Origin of the sequence: Pseudomonas oleovorans subsp. oleovorans (genome assembly GCF_002197815.1) — a bacterium.
Classification (GTDB): Bacteria; Pseudomonadota; Gammaproteobacteria; order Pseudomonadales; family Pseudomonadaceae; genus Aquipseudomonas; species Aquipseudomonas oleovorans.
The window spans coordinates 109,880-124,050 of sequence record NZ_NIUB01000008.1 but is presented as its reverse complement, the minus strand read 5'-3'; the positions used below and the strand labels follow the sequence as shown (position 1 = coordinate 124,050).

Annotated in this window: 8 protein-coding genes and 2 pseudogenes; 3 read left to right on the top strand and 7 right to left on the bottom strand. The window is 64.7% G+C overall.

Annotated features, from left to right (window positions below; genetic code table 11):
* Positions 1–335: 335 nt before the first annotated feature.
* The 7 genes and pseudogenes from PSOLE_RS24090 to metR form a co-directional block, all read right to left on the bottom strand.
* On the bottom strand, positions 336–494 hold the full coding sequence (locus PSOLE_RS24090; RefSeq protein ID WP_158212580.1) for a hypothetical protein: 159 nt from the start codon (positions 492–494) through the stop codon (positions 336–338).
* Between the two features lie 545 nt (positions 495–1,039).
* Positions 1,040–1,375, bottom strand: coding sequence for a type II toxin-antitoxin system RelE/ParE family toxin (locus tag PSOLE_RS06870; RefSeq protein WP_074856788.1), 336 nt, complete (start codon positions 1,373–1,375; stop codon positions 1,040–1,042).
* A complete protein-coding gene (locus PSOLE_RS06865) occupies positions 1,375–1,650 on the bottom strand; it encodes a hypothetical protein (protein ID WP_003460663.1) in 276 nt (91 codons plus the stop codon). Before PSOLE_RS06865 ends, PSOLE_RS06870 begins: the two co-directional genes overlap by 1 nt.
* A gap of 248 nt (positions 1,651–1,898) precedes the next feature.
* Complete coding sequence (locus PSOLE_RS06860; RefSeq protein WP_280177061.1) at positions 1,899–5,273, bottom strand: efflux RND transporter permease subunit; 3,375 nt, start codon at positions 5,271–5,273, stop codon at positions 1,899–1,901.
* A gap of 1 nt (position 5,274) precedes the next feature.
* The gene (locus PSOLE_RS06855; RefSeq protein ID WP_074856791.1) at positions 5,275–6,357 is read right to left on the bottom strand and encodes an efflux RND transporter periplasmic adaptor subunit; all 1,083 of its coding nucleotides are present in this window, start codon (positions 6,355–6,357) and stop codon (positions 5,275–5,277) included.
* A 6-nt stretch (positions 6,358–6,363) separates the two neighbouring features.
* A complete protein-coding gene (locus PSOLE_RS06850; protein ID WP_017679104.1) occupies positions 6,364–7,020 on the bottom strand; it encodes a TetR/AcrR family transcriptional regulator in 657 nt (218 codons plus the stop codon).
* Between the two features lie 420 nt (positions 7,021–7,440).
* Positions 7,441–8,130: pseudogene (gene metR / locus PSOLE_RS06845) on the bottom strand (transcriptional regulator MetR); the annotation flags it as partial.
* A gap of 29 nt (positions 8,131–8,159) precedes the next feature.
* Between metR and PSOLE_RS06840 the strand changes: the two are divergent.
* From PSOLE_RS06840 to PSOLE_RS06830, 3 genes and pseudogenes are all read left to right on the top strand, one after another.
* Positions 8,160–9,353 (top strand): TolC family protein, encoded by a 1,194-nt coding sequence (locus tag PSOLE_RS06840; protein ID WP_055986551.1) that lies wholly within the window; start codon positions 8,160–8,162, stop codon positions 9,351–9,353.
* Complete coding sequence (locus PSOLE_RS06835; protein ID WP_055986548.1) at positions 9,350–10,867, top strand: efflux RND transporter periplasmic adaptor subunit; 1,518 nt, start codon at positions 9,350–9,352, stop codon at positions 10,865–10,867. Before PSOLE_RS06840 ends, PSOLE_RS06835 begins: the two co-directional genes overlap by 4 nt.
* Positions 10,864–14,033 (top strand): annotated as a pseudogene (locus tag PSOLE_RS06830) (efflux RND transporter permease subunit). Before PSOLE_RS06835 ends, PSOLE_RS06830 begins: the two are co-directional and overlap by 4 nt.
* Positions 14,034–14,171 lie beyond the last annotated feature (138 nt).

Here is a 14,171-nt window from a genome sequence, read left to right as displayed (position 1 = left end):
TGGTGCCGTGTGAAACGGCAGGTTTGCTACAGGCGCAGCAAGACGAATCAGTCGGTAAGCCGAGCTGACTCAGGGAGGGGGCTATGCGCTATGGCGGCGTAGGCAGCCAGGCAGATATTTTCGAAGCAGTCATTCTGTCAGGTATTGAACAGTCAGTGCAGGGAAGAACTTAGACCATACCACGGTTAGCCTAGTCTCCGATATTAGGGCACAACAGAGACCTTGAGTCTGCGTTATGACAGTCAGCCAAGGTTAGAAGGATCACCTGAAGAAGGTTTCGCTAGGTGCTTTTTAGCCGAGTCGGTAGCGGCCAACGATCATGTATCCAGGCAAGTTCAGTTGGCGGTGTAGTGGTCACGACGGTAAACCCGGCGTTGTTCTCCCTTTCCAATCACCGGGCATTCCATCGCTTGGCCAACCGGCACATCGAACCAAGGCGATGCTCGATTCTTTTCACCTTGCCGACCTTCTCTTTCCATAAAGCGTAAACCCATGCCAAATCCAGACTGTGGGTGATACTTGGCCCAGCTGCCTGCATCCTCTGAATTGAGTCTCGCCCAACCACCCTCAGGGCCTTAACCGCGCTGTCTCCTGCGCCTGCCCAGGTGATCCAGTTCAGCTGCTGTAAATAGCCAACTGCTGAGTGTTGATCCTGTCCAATACGCTTGGCTACGCAAGAAGCCAGATTCTAAATGCCGCTGCCGCTGAGGACGCAGGTGGATCAGGGGAAGACCCTGGTGATAGCCTGCGTCTATGCCGCGACCCTCATGGTCGCATACGTTGAGGCCCGCCCTGAGAATGAGGCGGATGCCTCCTTAGGGATCGACTGATGCTTTTTTTGCCCCGCGTATTTTGGGGGCAAAACTGGGGGCAAAATCCAGGCCGCTGCAAACCGTTCAAAACCAGCAGGTGCCGGATTCATTGGGCTGTAGAGGTGCGTGTGGCGGTGTGGGCGTGCAGTAGACAGCGTTCAAATCCCTATCTTCCCGCCATACTAAAAAGCCCCTGAAGCTCCCAGAGTTTCGGGGGTTTTTGCTTTCTACGGCATGCAGGGTGTCGAAGAAGTGTCGAAAGCGGCTGGAGACTGCAGCTGGCTCTGAACTGGTGGCCACATCCTGGCGACGTGCACCAGGGCAAGAATCCAGACCACATCACGCTCAGTCTGATAGACGAGACGATAGTTCTCGTGAGGGATCAGCTCGCGAGTACCGACCACCGTTCCCAGCCTGCCCTTGTCGGGAAAATCGGCCAGACTAGCGGCAACAGCACTGAATAGCTCGTCCATGTGCACAGCAGTGCGAGGGTTGTCGGTTGCGATGTATTCCCAGATATCCAGACGGTCCTGCATGGCCTCAGGTGTCCAAATAACCTGCATCAGTGACCCAGAGCCTTGGCCCGGCGAGCAGCGAATTCAGCTTCTACATCATCATTGGAGCGGCCGCGACCAGCCTCTACCGATGCCCTTGCAGCAGCGACCTTGCGTTGCACGAACTCATCATGCTCTTTGACCTGTTGCTGCAGGCGAATGTAGTCGCGCATGAGGTCGCGCATAACCTGGGAGGCCGGCTGGTGTGCGGCTTGAGCGGCTGCCATGAAGTCTTCGCGCAGTTCAGACTCAAGCTTCAGGTTGAAAACGGCTTCTTTGGCCATGGTCGTCACCTATCGGTCGATTCGTAACTGCAACGTATATACGTTGTATGCATGCTAAGCAATGCTCGCTGCACTGGAAAGCATGAGTCATCATCTTTGTGTCTAGCTCAGGGCGTTGTGAGTGATAGTTTCAAGCGTCACGATATTTGCCATCACGCGAATATTCTGGGGAAGTTCGAAGTGCCAGAGCTGCCAGGGGAGCACTCCGCTCTGTGAAACACGCCGCGCAATTGAGGCTTGGCACATTGTCATTGCTTGCGCTGGCCTATGCGAGGCGAGCGGAAAAGACAAAGCCCTCCGAAAGAGGGCTTTGTCGTTTCTGCAAGACGCCTTGCGCGCCTCGCGTCTGTTAAAAGCATCCCTGCTGTCTTTCCATTCCCGCCCTGACCATCGTTGCTGGTTAGCCTAGGCGAGATCTGGCGTTTTGCCATGTATTCAGCTTTTGCTCCTGAGGAGGACTCCAGCTTCAGTTGGTGCGCTGCAGGTTCGCCCTGTCGGTTTTTGGCGGCGATCAGATGCTCCGGCAGGTCGAGCAGGTCGGTATCGTAGGTTTCCAGCGGCGGCGGACGACGCTCGAAGCGGGCGCCGAGCACCAGCAGGCAGGGCGTCAGCAGCAGGGTCAGCACGGTGGCGAAGGCCAGGCCGCCGGCAATGGCGCTGGACAGCTGGGTCCACCACTGGGTCGAGGGCGCGCCGAAGCCGAGGCTCGGCGTGACCAGGTCGACGTTGATGCTGAGCACCATCGGCATCAGGCCGAGGATGGTGGTCACCGCGGTGAGCAGCACCGGGCGCAGGCGCAGGCTGCCGGTTTCCAGGGCCGCCTCGCGCGGCTCCAGGCCCTGGCGGCGCAGCTGGTTGTAGGTGTCGATCAGGATGATGTTGTTGTTCACCACGATGCCGGCCAGGGCGATCAGGCCCATGCCCACCATGACGATGCCGAACGACTGGCCGTTGACCAGCAGGCCCATCAAGACTCCGGCTGTGGACAGGACTATGGCTGAAAGTACCAGGCTGGCCTGGTACAGGCTGTTGAACTGGGTCACCAGGATGATCGCCATGAGGAAGATGGCGACAACGAAGGCGGTCATCAGGAAGGTGGCCGCTTCACGCTGGTCGGCATCTTCGCCGGCGAACTTCACCTTGACCTCGGCCGGCACCTCGCCAAGCGCTTCGCGCAGCGCCTTGAGGCGTTCGTCCAGGCGCGCGCCCTCGGCCAGGTCGGCCTGCAGGGTGATGGTGCGGTCGCCATCGACGCGGCGCAGGGTGCCGACCTTGGGCGCTGGCTGCAGGTCGACGAAGTTGCTCAGCGGCACCTGGCCGGCCGGCGTATTGAGGGTCAGGCGGCCGAGCTGGTCGAGCGAGCGCCAGTTGCCGGGCAGGCGCACGCGGATGTCCACCTCATCGGTGGCATCCTCGGGCCGGTAGGTGGCCAGCTTCAGGCCGTTGGTGATCATCTGCACCGCGTTGCCGACGCTGAGTACGTCCGCGCCGAAGCGCGCGGCGGCCTCGCGGTCGACCTTGATGCGCCACTCGATACCAGGCAGGGCACGGTCGTCCTCGATGTCGACGAAGCCGCCGAGATTCTGCATCTCGCCACGAATGCGCTCGACCCACTGCTCGCCCAGTGCCGGATCCAGCGCGCTGATCTGCAGCTTCACCGGCTTGCCGTCGGTGGGGCCCTGTTCCTGCTTGCGGAACTCCAGCACCACGCCGGGAATGCTGGCGGTGCGCTGGCTCATTTCGGCGAGGATGTCCTTGGCCGGGCGACGCTGGTGCCAGTCGACGAACTGGAACTGCAGGGTGCCGATCACATCGGCGCCGAGTTGGCCTTGCTGGCCTTCCGGCTGGGCCAGGGACCGTGCATACAGCGCCTTGACCTCGCGCATGCCGATGACCTGCTTTTCCACCTGCTGGAGCAGGGCGTCCTTCTCCTGCACCGACAGATCACCGCGCGCGCGCAGCCAGATCTGCGCGCTTTCCGGCTCGACGTCGGGGAAGAATTCCACGCCATGGTTGAAGCGCCCGTAACCGACGTAGATCAGGGCGATCAGCGCCAGCATGCCGAGCAGGGTCAGCCCCGGGCGCTTGAGCAGCGTCGCTAGCAGATTGCGGTAGGCGTTGCCGGCGCGATTGGCGGTGGGCGCCTGCGGGCGTGCGCGGCCACCGGTGACGGCGCCGAGTACCGGCAGGAACACCAGCGCCATGGCCAGCGAGGCCAGCAGGCAGAGAATCACGGTGGCCGGCAGGTACTTCATGAACTGACCGACCACGCCGGGCCAGAACAGCAGCGGCAGGAACACCACCAATGTGGTGGCGGTGGAGACGATCACCGGCCAGGCCATCCGCGTGGCCGCGTTGGCCCAGGCCTGGCGCGGGCTCTGGCCCTGCTGCAGGTAGCGGTCGGCCAGCTCGGAGACGACGATGGCGCCGTCCACCAGCATGCCGGCCACCAGGATCAGGCTGAACAGTACGACGATATTGAGGGTGAAGCCGAGCATCCAGATCAGCAGGATGCCGCTCAGGAAGGCGCCGGGAATGGTCAGGCCGACCAGCAGCGCCGAGCGCATGCCCATGCTCGCCACCACCAGGATCAGCACCAGGACGATGGCGGTCAGCACGTTGTTGAGGAGGTCGCCGAGCATGTTCTGCACCTCCTGCGACTGGTCCATGATGTAGCTGACTTCAACGCCTGGCGGCAGCAGGGGCCCCGCCTGTTCCATCAGCGCCTTGACCCGATCGATGGTCTCGATGATGTTGGCGCCGCTGCGCTTGGCCACCTCCAGCACGATGGCCGGCTGGCCGTTGATGCGGGCGAAGCCGGTGGGGTCCTTGAAGGTGCGGCGGATGGTGGCGACGTCGGCGAAGGTGACCACGCTGTTGCCGACCACCTTGATCGGCATGCGCATCACGTCTTCGAGGTCTTCGATGACGCCGGGCACCTTCATGCTCATGCGCCCGGCGCCGGTATCCAGGCTGCCGGCAGCGACCAGGCGGTTGTTGCGGCTGACCAGGTTGAACAGCTCGTTGTAGTCGATGCCGTAGCTGTCCAGTACCTGCGGGTCGACGACGATTTCCAGCAGGTCTTCGCGGTCGCCGCCGATTTCCACCGAGAGCACCTCGGCGATGCCTTCGATGTTCTCCTTCAGGCGCCGGGCGATGTACACCAGCTCGGTCTCGGCAATCGGCCCGGACAGGCCCACCGACAGCACCGGGAACAGCGCCACGTTGACCTCGTTGACGGTCGGCTCCTCGGCTTCTTCCGGCAGCTTGCTGCGGGCGGTGTCGACCTTTTCGCGCACGTCGGCCAGCGCCACCTTGGCGTCGAAGCCGGCATCGAACTCCAGGGTCACCGAAGCGTGGCCCTCGCTGGAGACCGAGCGCATTTCCTTGACGCCCTCGAGGCTGCGCAGCTCCTGCTCCAGCGGCCGCACCAGCAAGCGTTCGCCATCTTCGGGGCTGATGCCTTCGAGGGTCACCGAAACATAGATGATGGGAATGACCACGTCCGGGTTGGATTCCTTGGGCATGGCGATGTAGGCCACCAGCCCGCCGCAGAGCAGGAACAGCAGGACCAGGATGGTGGTACGGCTACGGTCGAGTGCGGCAGCGATCAGTGCGTGCATCTCAGCTGCCCTCGGCCGCAAGTTGTGTGCGTACCTGCTGGCCGGGCTGGACGAAGCCCTGGCCGAGGGTGATCAGCGCCACCTTTGGCGGCAGGCCGCTGACCCAGGCGCCCTGGTTGTCGACGCTGATCAGCTGTACCTGCGTGAACTCAACGCGCTGCGCATCGTTGACCCACTTGACGCCGTGGCGGCCATTCTCGTCCAGGCTGAGCAGGGCAGGGGACAGGCGATGGGCCATTGCCTCGCCGGTCTGAATATGCAGGGTGGCGCTGGCGCCGGCCAGACGCAGGCCATCCGGGTTGTCCACCTTGACCTCGATGCGGAAGCTGCGCGAGCCGGGGTCGGCTGCGGCAGCGATAAAGTGCAATTCACCGTTCAGCTTGCGGCCGTCGAGCAGTTCCACCTTCACCGGCTGGCCCAGCTCGAGCTGGGTCACCTGCTGCTGGGCGATCTGCGCACTGACCTTGAGGCGGTCGATGTCCACCAGGGTCAGCAGGCTCTGGCCGGGCTGAACGAAGTCGCCCAGCTCGACCATGCGCTGGTCGTAGATACCGGCGAACGGTGCTTTTACCCTGGTGTTGCGCAGTTGCAGGCGGGCGCTGTCGAGCTCGGCGCGGGCCTTGGCCAGCTCGCTTTCCAGGCGCATCAGTTCGTTGGCCGATACCAGGCTGCGCTCGCGCAGGCGCGTGGCCGCGGTGACGTCGCTTTGCCGTTGCCGCACATCGGCCTCGCTGCGTGCGACCTGGGCCGGGCGGTCGTCCGGCGAAAGGCTCAGCAGCAACTGGTCGGCGGCGACGCGGTTGCCCTTGTCCTGATCCAGGTTCTGCACGCTGCCGCTGACCTGGGCGCGCAGTTCCACCCGGCGCCAGGCCTCGATCTGCCCCTGCACCACGTGCTGGCGCTGCATGGGCTGCGCTTCCAGCCATTGAATTTCGACGCGCGCCAGATCATTGGTAGTGGCGGGTTGGTCGGGCTCGACATCGTCGCGAGCGACGAAACGATCGCCGCTGAACAGCCAGGCCAGCAGCAGGACGGCAATGACGATGGCGATGATCCAGGGACGCTTGCTGAGTTGGGCGAACATGTGGGTTTACTCGCTGAGTGCAGGCGCTGCATGCAGCGCGGCGGCCTGGCCTTGCAGGCCGGCAATGATGAAATCGGTGACGCGCTGGAAATAGGCGTCCAGCTCGATGGGTTCGGCCCAATGGGCGAAGCCGCCGGAGGCGATACGGGCCATCACGCCGTTGACGCAAGCCTCCACGCCCCACAGCAGGCGTTGGCAATCAGTGGGGGAGAGTTGCAGTTCGCTGAAGCTGCCTTGCAGCAGTTGGTTGAACAGCGCCATGTACTGACCTTCCAGCTCGAGGAACTGTTCACGGTAGGGCGCGTCCAGGCGTTCCTGGAAGGCGGGGCGGTCGCACAGCAGGCAGAGTTGGGCTTGCAGTGGGTCGGCCAGCAGTTGTTCGAAGGCGCGACGAATCACATGGCGCATGGCTTCGCGAGGCGGCGCCTGGTTCGCGGTCTCACGCAGTTCGCTCAGATGCTGGCGCGAGCAGTCCAGCACCAGACGCGCGTAGAGCGCCTCCTTGCTGGAAAAGTGCTTGTACACCGTACCCTTGCCGATGCCGGCGTGACGCGCCACTTCGGCAATGGTGACGCGATCCCAGGATTGTTCCTGAAATAGCTGGCGAGCGGATTGCAGCAGGGCGTTTTCCCGCTGCTGGAAGAGTTGATCCTGGTAGCGCATGACTGTTCCGAGTTTCGTGACCGGTAGTCATGCTATGACTGTTGGTCACGATGCGGCAATACGGGAGTTGTAACAAGGCAATTGGCGGGTAGCCGTTCACTGCCTCATTCACCGCAAGGCGGAGTTCCTACAGGGATACGTGTAGGAGCCCCGCCCCGGGGCGAAGCTTCTAACCTATCAGGCGATGAAATGCGTTGCGTCGATGGCGGGTTACGCCGCAACAGACATTGTGGTGATTGCGGATGGTGGCACGCGGCTAACCCGCCCTACGATTGCGCAACTGTAGGAGCCGGCTTGCCGGCGATGCTTTTCTTCAAGCGGGCTGATGATTGCCGAGGGCAGGATCGCCAGCAAGCTGGCTCCTACATACTCACCTTTACCTGCTTAACTGGCTGGCACTTTGAGCACTGCGCCTCTGTCTTAGCGCGCCACGCTAACGCCTTCGAGGCTGGCGAAGGAGGTGTCCTTGGCGGTGAGCAGGAAGTCGCGCATGAACGGCGCGTCGAGCATGTCGGTGCGGATCGCGGCGTAGAGGGTGGCGAACAAGCCCTTTTCCCCCAGGCGCTTGGCGCTGACGTAACCGCGCGAGCTGTACTCGTGCAGCGCCCAGTTGGGCAGGCCACACACGCCACGGCCGCTGGCCACCAGTTGCATCATCATCACCGTCAGTTCGGCGGTGCGCACCTGCGCCGGCTCGATATCGTTGGGTTCGAGAAAGCGCGTGAAAATGTCCAAGCGGTCGCGTTCCACCGGGTAGGTGATCAAGGTTTCCGTGGCCAGATCCTGCGGCTGGATAAAGGCTTTGTGCGCCAGGCGGTGCTGATTGGCCACGGCGAGCATCGCCTCATAGGTGAACAGTGGCACGTAGGTGATGCCGGCCAGCTCGATGGGGTCCGAAGTCACCACCAGGTCCAGATCGCCCCGGGCCAGCGCGGGCAGCGGGGCGAAGGAGAAGCCCGAGGCCAGGTCCAGCTCCACTTCCGGCCAGGCATCGCGGAACTGGTCGATGGTCGGCATCAGCCACTGGAAGCAGCTGTGGCATTCGATGGCCATGTGCAAGCGGCCAGCGGTGCCACCGGCCAGGCGCGCCAAATCACGCTCCGCTGCTTGCCGGCGCTGCGCTGGCGAGCCTTTTCAGCATGCCGAGCCTGGCTTTGACCCTTGATCAGGCCCTGGCCCTGGCCGGTCGTGAAGCCCCAAACCTGATGGCGCGCGCCGCCGAACTGGATGCCGCACGCCAGGCCGCAGTGCCTGCGGGCGAGCTGCCCGATCCGAAGCTTCTGCTGGGCTTACAGAACCTGCCTATCGAGGGCGAGGCGCGCTGGCGCCTGGATGCCGAGCCCATGACCATGGGCATGCTCGGCGTTATGCAGGAGGTGCCTAACCGGGCCAAGCGCAGCGCCCGAGTGGCACTGGCCCAGGCGGGTATCGATTCGGCCGCGGCGCAGGTGCAGATCGAGCGCCTGCAGGTGCAGCGGCAAACCGCCCAGGCCTGGATCGCCGCCCAGGCCCTGGAACAGCGCCTGCAACTGTTCCAGGGTTTCTACGAGGAAAATCGCCTGCTTGAACGTGCGGTGCAGGCCCGCCTGGCTGCCGGCCTTGGGCAGAGTGTCGACAGCCTGGCCGCGCGCCAGGAAGCCCTGGTGCTGGCCGAGCGTGAGGACGAACTGCAGTTGCAGCGCAGCCAGGCGCGCGCCGTTTTGCGCCGCTGGGTCGGATCGGCGGCCGATGAAGCCTTGGTGGGACAACTGCCCGATTGGCCAGTGGAGGTGAGCCGTTACCAGCATGCCTTGCAGCAGCACCCCGAATTACAGGCCTTCGCCCCGCAGACCCGTGAGGCCGAGGCACGGGTGCGTTTGGCTGAAGCTGACAAGCGTCCCGACTGGAGTTGGGAGCTGGCCTATCAGCAGCGCGACCGTGCCTTCGGCGACATGCTCTCGCTGCAGCTGAGCATCGATCTGCCGGTATTTGCCGGTAGCCGGCAGAACCCGCGGATTGCCGCCCAGCGTGCCGAGTTGCTGGCCCTTGAGGCCGAGCGCGAGGCACTGTGGCGCGAGCATGCCACGCAGTTGGCGGTGGAATTGGCCGAGCATCGACGCCTGCAGCGCGCCTTTGAGCGCAGCCGCGACAGCCTGCTGCCCCTGGCCGAGGAGCGGGTACGCCTGAGCCTGGCCGACTATCGCGCTGGCAGGGGTGAGCTGGCCACGCTGATCGCCGCCCGCCGCGAGCAAGTAGAGGCGCAGCTGCGCCATCTGGATTTCGCCGAACAGCGGGCGCTGGTCAGTGCGCGCCTGCATTTTGCCTATGCCACCAACCTGGAGAGCGGCCAATGAGCCAGCGAGTGATCAAGTCCATGGGGCTGGTTGCCCTGATCGTTGCGGGTGCGGCCCTGGGTTACTGGGTCGGGCGTCAGGACCATGCCATGCCGAGCCAGCCCAGCACCGAGAGTGAACGCCAGGTGCTCTATTGGTACGACCCCATGTACCCGCAGCAGCGTTTCGACCAGCCGGGCAAGTCACCCTTTATGGATATGCAGCTGGTGCCGCGTTATGCCGATAGCGGCGCCAACAGCGAGCCGAGTACGGCCATGCAGGTCGACCCCCGGCTGACCCAGAACCTCGGCATGCGCCTGGTCACTGTGCTGCGTGGGCAGCTGGCCAACGAGTTGGATGCGGTCGGTACCCTCGGCTATGACCAGCGCGCCGTGGTGCTGCTGCAGGCGCGCAGCGCCGCTTTCGTCGAGCGGGTATATGAGCGGGCACCCGAGGATCTGCTGGCAGCCGGCACGCCCCTGGTCGACCTGCTGGTGCCCGAGTGGCTGGCGGCCCAGGAAGAGTATCTGGCGCTGCGCAGTCTTAACCAGCCGCAGCTACTGGCAGCGGCGCGTCAGCGCTTGCAACTGGTCGGCATGCCGGCGGCCTTGGTCGCTCGGCTCGAGCGCAGCGGCCAGGTCCAGCGGATCTGGACGGTGACCAGCCCGATTGCCGGGGTGCTGCAGGAGCTGCAGGTGCGCGAGGGCATGACCCTCAGCGCCGGGCAGAGCCTGGCGCGAGTCAATGGCCTGGATCGGGTCTGGCTGGAAGTGGCGCTGCCCGAGGCGCAAGGCAGCGGGATTGAGCCCGGGCAGCCGGTCGAGGCCCTGTTGCCGGCGCTACCCGGCGAGGTGTTGGCCGGACGCATCGAGGCCATTTTGCCCGAAGCCAATCTGGACAGCCGCACCTTGCGTCTGCGGGTGGTGCTGGATAATCCCCAGGGGCGCCTGCGCCCCGGTATGAGCGCGCGGGTGCGCTTGGGCCAGACGGCCGCTGCAGAGACTCTGCTGCTGCCCAGCGAGGCGGTGATCCGCAGTGGTCGGCGCAATCTGGTGATGCTGGCCGAGGGCGAAGGGCGCTACCGGCCCCAGGAAATTCGCACCGGGCGTGAGCAGGGCGAGCGCATCGAGGTGCTGGAAGGCCTGAGTGAGGGCCAGCAGGTGGTCGCTTCCGGGCAGTTCCTGCTCGATTCCGAGGCCAGCTTGCGCGGCATGCTGGTGCAGGAACTGGGCGCACCGGCGACCGAGGTCAAGCTGCAGGAAGCACTGCATGAAGCCGAGGGGCAGATCGACGGCATCGAAGACGATGGCGTGATGCTCACCCATGGGCCGTTCAAGACCCTGGGTATGCCGGCTATGAGCATGCTGTTTCCGGTCGCCGATGAGGCGCTGCTGGAAGGTTTGCAAGCCGGCGACCGGGTGCGGGTCGGGGTGCGCGCCGATGACGAGGGTATGCGCATCGAGCGCATCGAGCGCCTGGCACCCGTGCCCGAGGACAACCACCGCCATGACGGCCATCGGGAGGCACAGCCATGATCGCCGCGCTGATTCGCTGGTCTCTGGCCAACCGCCTGCTGGTGCTGCTGGCCAGCCTGTTCGCCACCGCCTGGGGCGCCTGGTCGGTGCAGAACATCGCCATCGATGCCTTGCCGGATCTGTCCGATACCCAGGTGATTATCCGCACGCCTTATGCAGGGCAGGCCCCGCAGATCGTCGAGAATCAGGTCACCTATCCGCTGGCCAGCGCCATGCTCTCGGTGCCAGGAGCCAGCACGGTGCGCGGCTTTTCCTTCTTCGGTGACAGCTTCGTGTATGTCCTGTTCGAAGACGGCACCGACCTCTACTGGGCGCGCTCGCGGGTGCTGGAGTACCTCAGCCAGATCCAAGAGCGCCTGCCGGCCGGGGCCAAACCGGCCCTGGGGCCGGATGCCACCGGAGTCGGCTGGATCTACCAGTACGCCCTGGTCGATCGCAGCGGCCAGCACGACCTGGCGCAGCTGCGCGCCCTGCAGGACTGGTTCCTCAACTTCGAGCTCAAGGCCCTGGCCAATGTCGCCGAGGTGGCGAGCATCGGCGGCATGGTCAAGCAGTACCAGGTGCTGCTCGACCCGATCAAGTTGGCCAGCCGCGGCATCAGCCAGCAGCAGGTGGCGGCGGCCATCGGCGCGGCCAACCAGGAAAGCGGCGGCAGCGTGCTGGAACTGGCCGAGGCCGAATATATGGTGCGCGCTTCCGGCTACCTGCAGAGCCTCGCGGACTTTCGCGCCATTCCCCTGCGCCTGGATGGCGGCGGGGTGCCGGTGACCCTGGGCGAGGTGGCGCATATCCAGCTCGGCCCGGAAATGCGCCGCGGCATCGCCGAGCTGGACGGCGAGGGCGAGGTGGTCGGCGGTGTGGTGATCCTGCGCGCGGGGCGAACGCGCGCAGCACCATCGACGCGGTCAAGCGCAAGCTCGACGAGCTGCAGGCCAGCCTGCCCGAGGGTGTGGAGATCGTCACCACCTACGACCGCAGCCAGCTGATCGACCGCGCGGTGCGCAACCTGGGCGAGAAGCTGGTGGAGGAATTCATCGTCGTGGCCCTGGTGTGCCTGGCCTTTCTCTGGCACCTGCGCTCCTCCCTGGTGGCCATCGTCTCGCTGCCGCTGGGGGTGCTGATCGCCTTTATCGTCATGCAGCAGCAGGGCATCAACGCCAACATCATGTCCCTCGGTGGCATCGCCATCGCAATCGGCGCCATGGTCGACGCGGCCCTGGTGATGATCGAAAACGCCCACAAGAAGATCGAACACTGGCACTCCGCTCATCCAGGACAGGAACTCAAGGGCGAGCGGCACTGGCAGGTGATAGGTGCGGCGGCGGTGGAGGTGGGCCCGGCGCTGTTCTTCAGCCTGATGATCATCACCCTGTCGTTTATCCCGGTGTTTACCCTGCAGGCCCAGGAAGGTCGCCTGTTCGGCCCGCTGGCTTTCACCAAGACCTACGCCATGGCCGCCGCCGCCGGGCTGTCGGTGACCCTGATACCGGTGCTGATGGGCTACTGGATTCGCGGGCGCATCCCGGACGAGCAGTGCAACCCGCTCAATCGTGGACTGATCCGCCTTTACCAACCGGCCCTGGAGCAGGTGCTGCGTTATCCCAGAGCGACCCTGGTGCTGGCCGTGCTGGTGTTTCTCAGCGCGCTCTGGCCGGCCAGCCAGTTGGGCGGCGAGTTTCTGCCGCCACTGGACGAGGGCGACCTGCTGTATATGCCCACGGCACTGCCGGGACTGTCGGCGCAGAAGGCTGCGCAGTTGCTGCAGCAGAGCAACCGCATGATCAAGACGGTGCCCGAGGTGGCGCGGGTGTTCGGCAAGGCCGGGCGCGCCGACAGCGCCACCGACCCGGCGCCGCTGGAGATGTTCGAAACCACCATCCAGTTCAAGCCGCGCGAGCAGTGGCGCGCCGGCATGACCGCGGAAAAACTGGTGGAGGAGCTGGACCGCGCGGTGCAGGTGCCGGGCCTGGCCAACCTGTGGATTCCGCCAATCCGCAACCGTATCGACATGCTCGCCACCGGCATCAAGAGCCCGATCGGGGTCAAGGTCGCCGGCAGCGACCTGGCCCAGATCGACGCCGTGACCCAGGCGGTGGAGCGGGTCGCGCGCACAGTGCCCGGGGTCGGTTCGGCGTTGGCCGAACGCCTGACCGGTGGCCGCTATATCGACATCGACATCGACCGGGTGGCGGCCGCCCGTTATGGCTTGAATATCGCCGAAGTGCAGGATCTGGTGGCCGGGGCCATTGGCGGGATGAATGTCGGCGAAACCGTGGAAGGCCTGGCGCGCTTCCCCATCAACCTGCGTTACCCGCGCGAATGGCGCGACTCCCTGAGCCGTCTGCGCGAGCTGCCGATCTACACCCCGGTGGGCAGCCAGATCACCCTCGGTACGGTGGCGCAGATCGGCATCAGCGACGGCCCACCCATGCTCAGGAGCGAGAATGCGCGGCCCTCCGGCTGGGTCTATATCGACACCCGCGGACGGGACATGGCTTCGGTGGTACATGACTTGCGCCAGGCCATCGCCGAACAGGTGCCTCTGCAGCCGGGCATGAGCCTGAGCTTCTCCGGCCAGTTCGAGTTTCTTGAACGGGCCAATGCGCGGCTCAAACTGGTGGTGCCGGCGACCCTGCTGATCATCTTCGTGCTGCTCTACCTGTGCTTCTCGCGCTTCGACGAGGCGCTGCTGATCATGGCCACGCTGCCGTTCGCCCTGACGGGTGGCATCTGGTTCCTCTACTGGCTGGACTACAACCTGTCGGTGGCCACCGGGGTGGGCTTTATCGCCCTGGCCGGGGTGGCGGCGGAGTTCGGCGTGATCATGCTCTTGTACCTGCGCAACGCCTGGGCCGAGCGCCAGGCGGCGGGGCAGAGCAGCCCGGCGGCCCTGCTGGAGGCGATTCGCGAAGGCGCGGTGCAACGGGTACGGCCCAAGGCGATGACGGTGGCGACCATTATCGCCGGTCTGTTGCCGATCCTGCTGGGCAGTGGCAGTGGCAGCGAGATCATGAGCCGCATCGCTGCGCCCATGGTCGGCGGCATGCTCAGCGCGCCCCTGTTGTCGCTGCTGGTGCTGCCGGCGGCCTATCAGTTGCTGCGCCTGCGCGAGTTGCGGCGCCAGACAAAGGGTGAAGGCGAAGCGGCTCGATCAGAGGTGCTATAACAGAACAGTAGGGCGGGTGAAACCCGCCAGGGCACAGGCGCAGCTAAAGGCTTGGCGGGTTGCCCCCGCCCTAAGAGGTTGGAAAACGCGAAAGCGCTGCAAGCCAGGAGGGCGGCCCCGGATTGCGCTGGGGCTTAT

What these genes read in the sequence shown, in the direction of transcription:
- PSOLE_RS24090 (WP_158212580.1), bottom strand. Translation starts at nt 494, where the DNA reads ATGGGTTTACGCTTTATGGAAAGAGAAGGTCGGCAAGGTGAAAAGAAT.
- PSOLE_RS06870 (WP_074856788.1), bottom strand. Translation starts at nt 1,375, where the DNA reads ATGCAGGTTATTTGGACACCTGAGGCCATGCAGGACCGTCTGGATATC.
- PSOLE_RS06865 (WP_003460663.1), bottom strand. Translation starts at nt 1,650, where the DNA reads ATGGCCAAAGAAGCCGTTTTCAACCTGAAGCTTGAGTCTGAACTGCGC.
- PSOLE_RS06860 (WP_280177061.1), bottom strand. Translation starts at nt 5,273, where the DNA reads ATGCACGCACTGATCGCTGCCGCACTCGACCGTAGCCGTACCACCATC.
- PSOLE_RS06855 (WP_074856791.1), bottom strand. Translation starts at nt 6,357, where the DNA reads ATGTTCGCCCAACTCAGCAAGCGTCCCTGGATCATCGCCATCGTCATT.
- PSOLE_RS06850 (WP_017679104.1), bottom strand. Translation starts at nt 7,020, where the DNA reads ATGCGCTACCAGGATCAACTCTTCCAGCAGCGGGAAAACGCCCTGCTG.
- PSOLE_RS06840 (WP_055986551.1), top strand. Translation starts at nt 8,160, where the DNA reads ATGCCGAGCCTGGCTTTGACCCTTGATCAGGCCCTGGCCCTGGCCGGT.
- PSOLE_RS06835 (WP_055986548.1), top strand. Translation starts at nt 9,350, where the DNA reads ATGAGCCAGCGAGTGATCAAGTCCATGGGGCTGGTTGCCCTGATCGTT.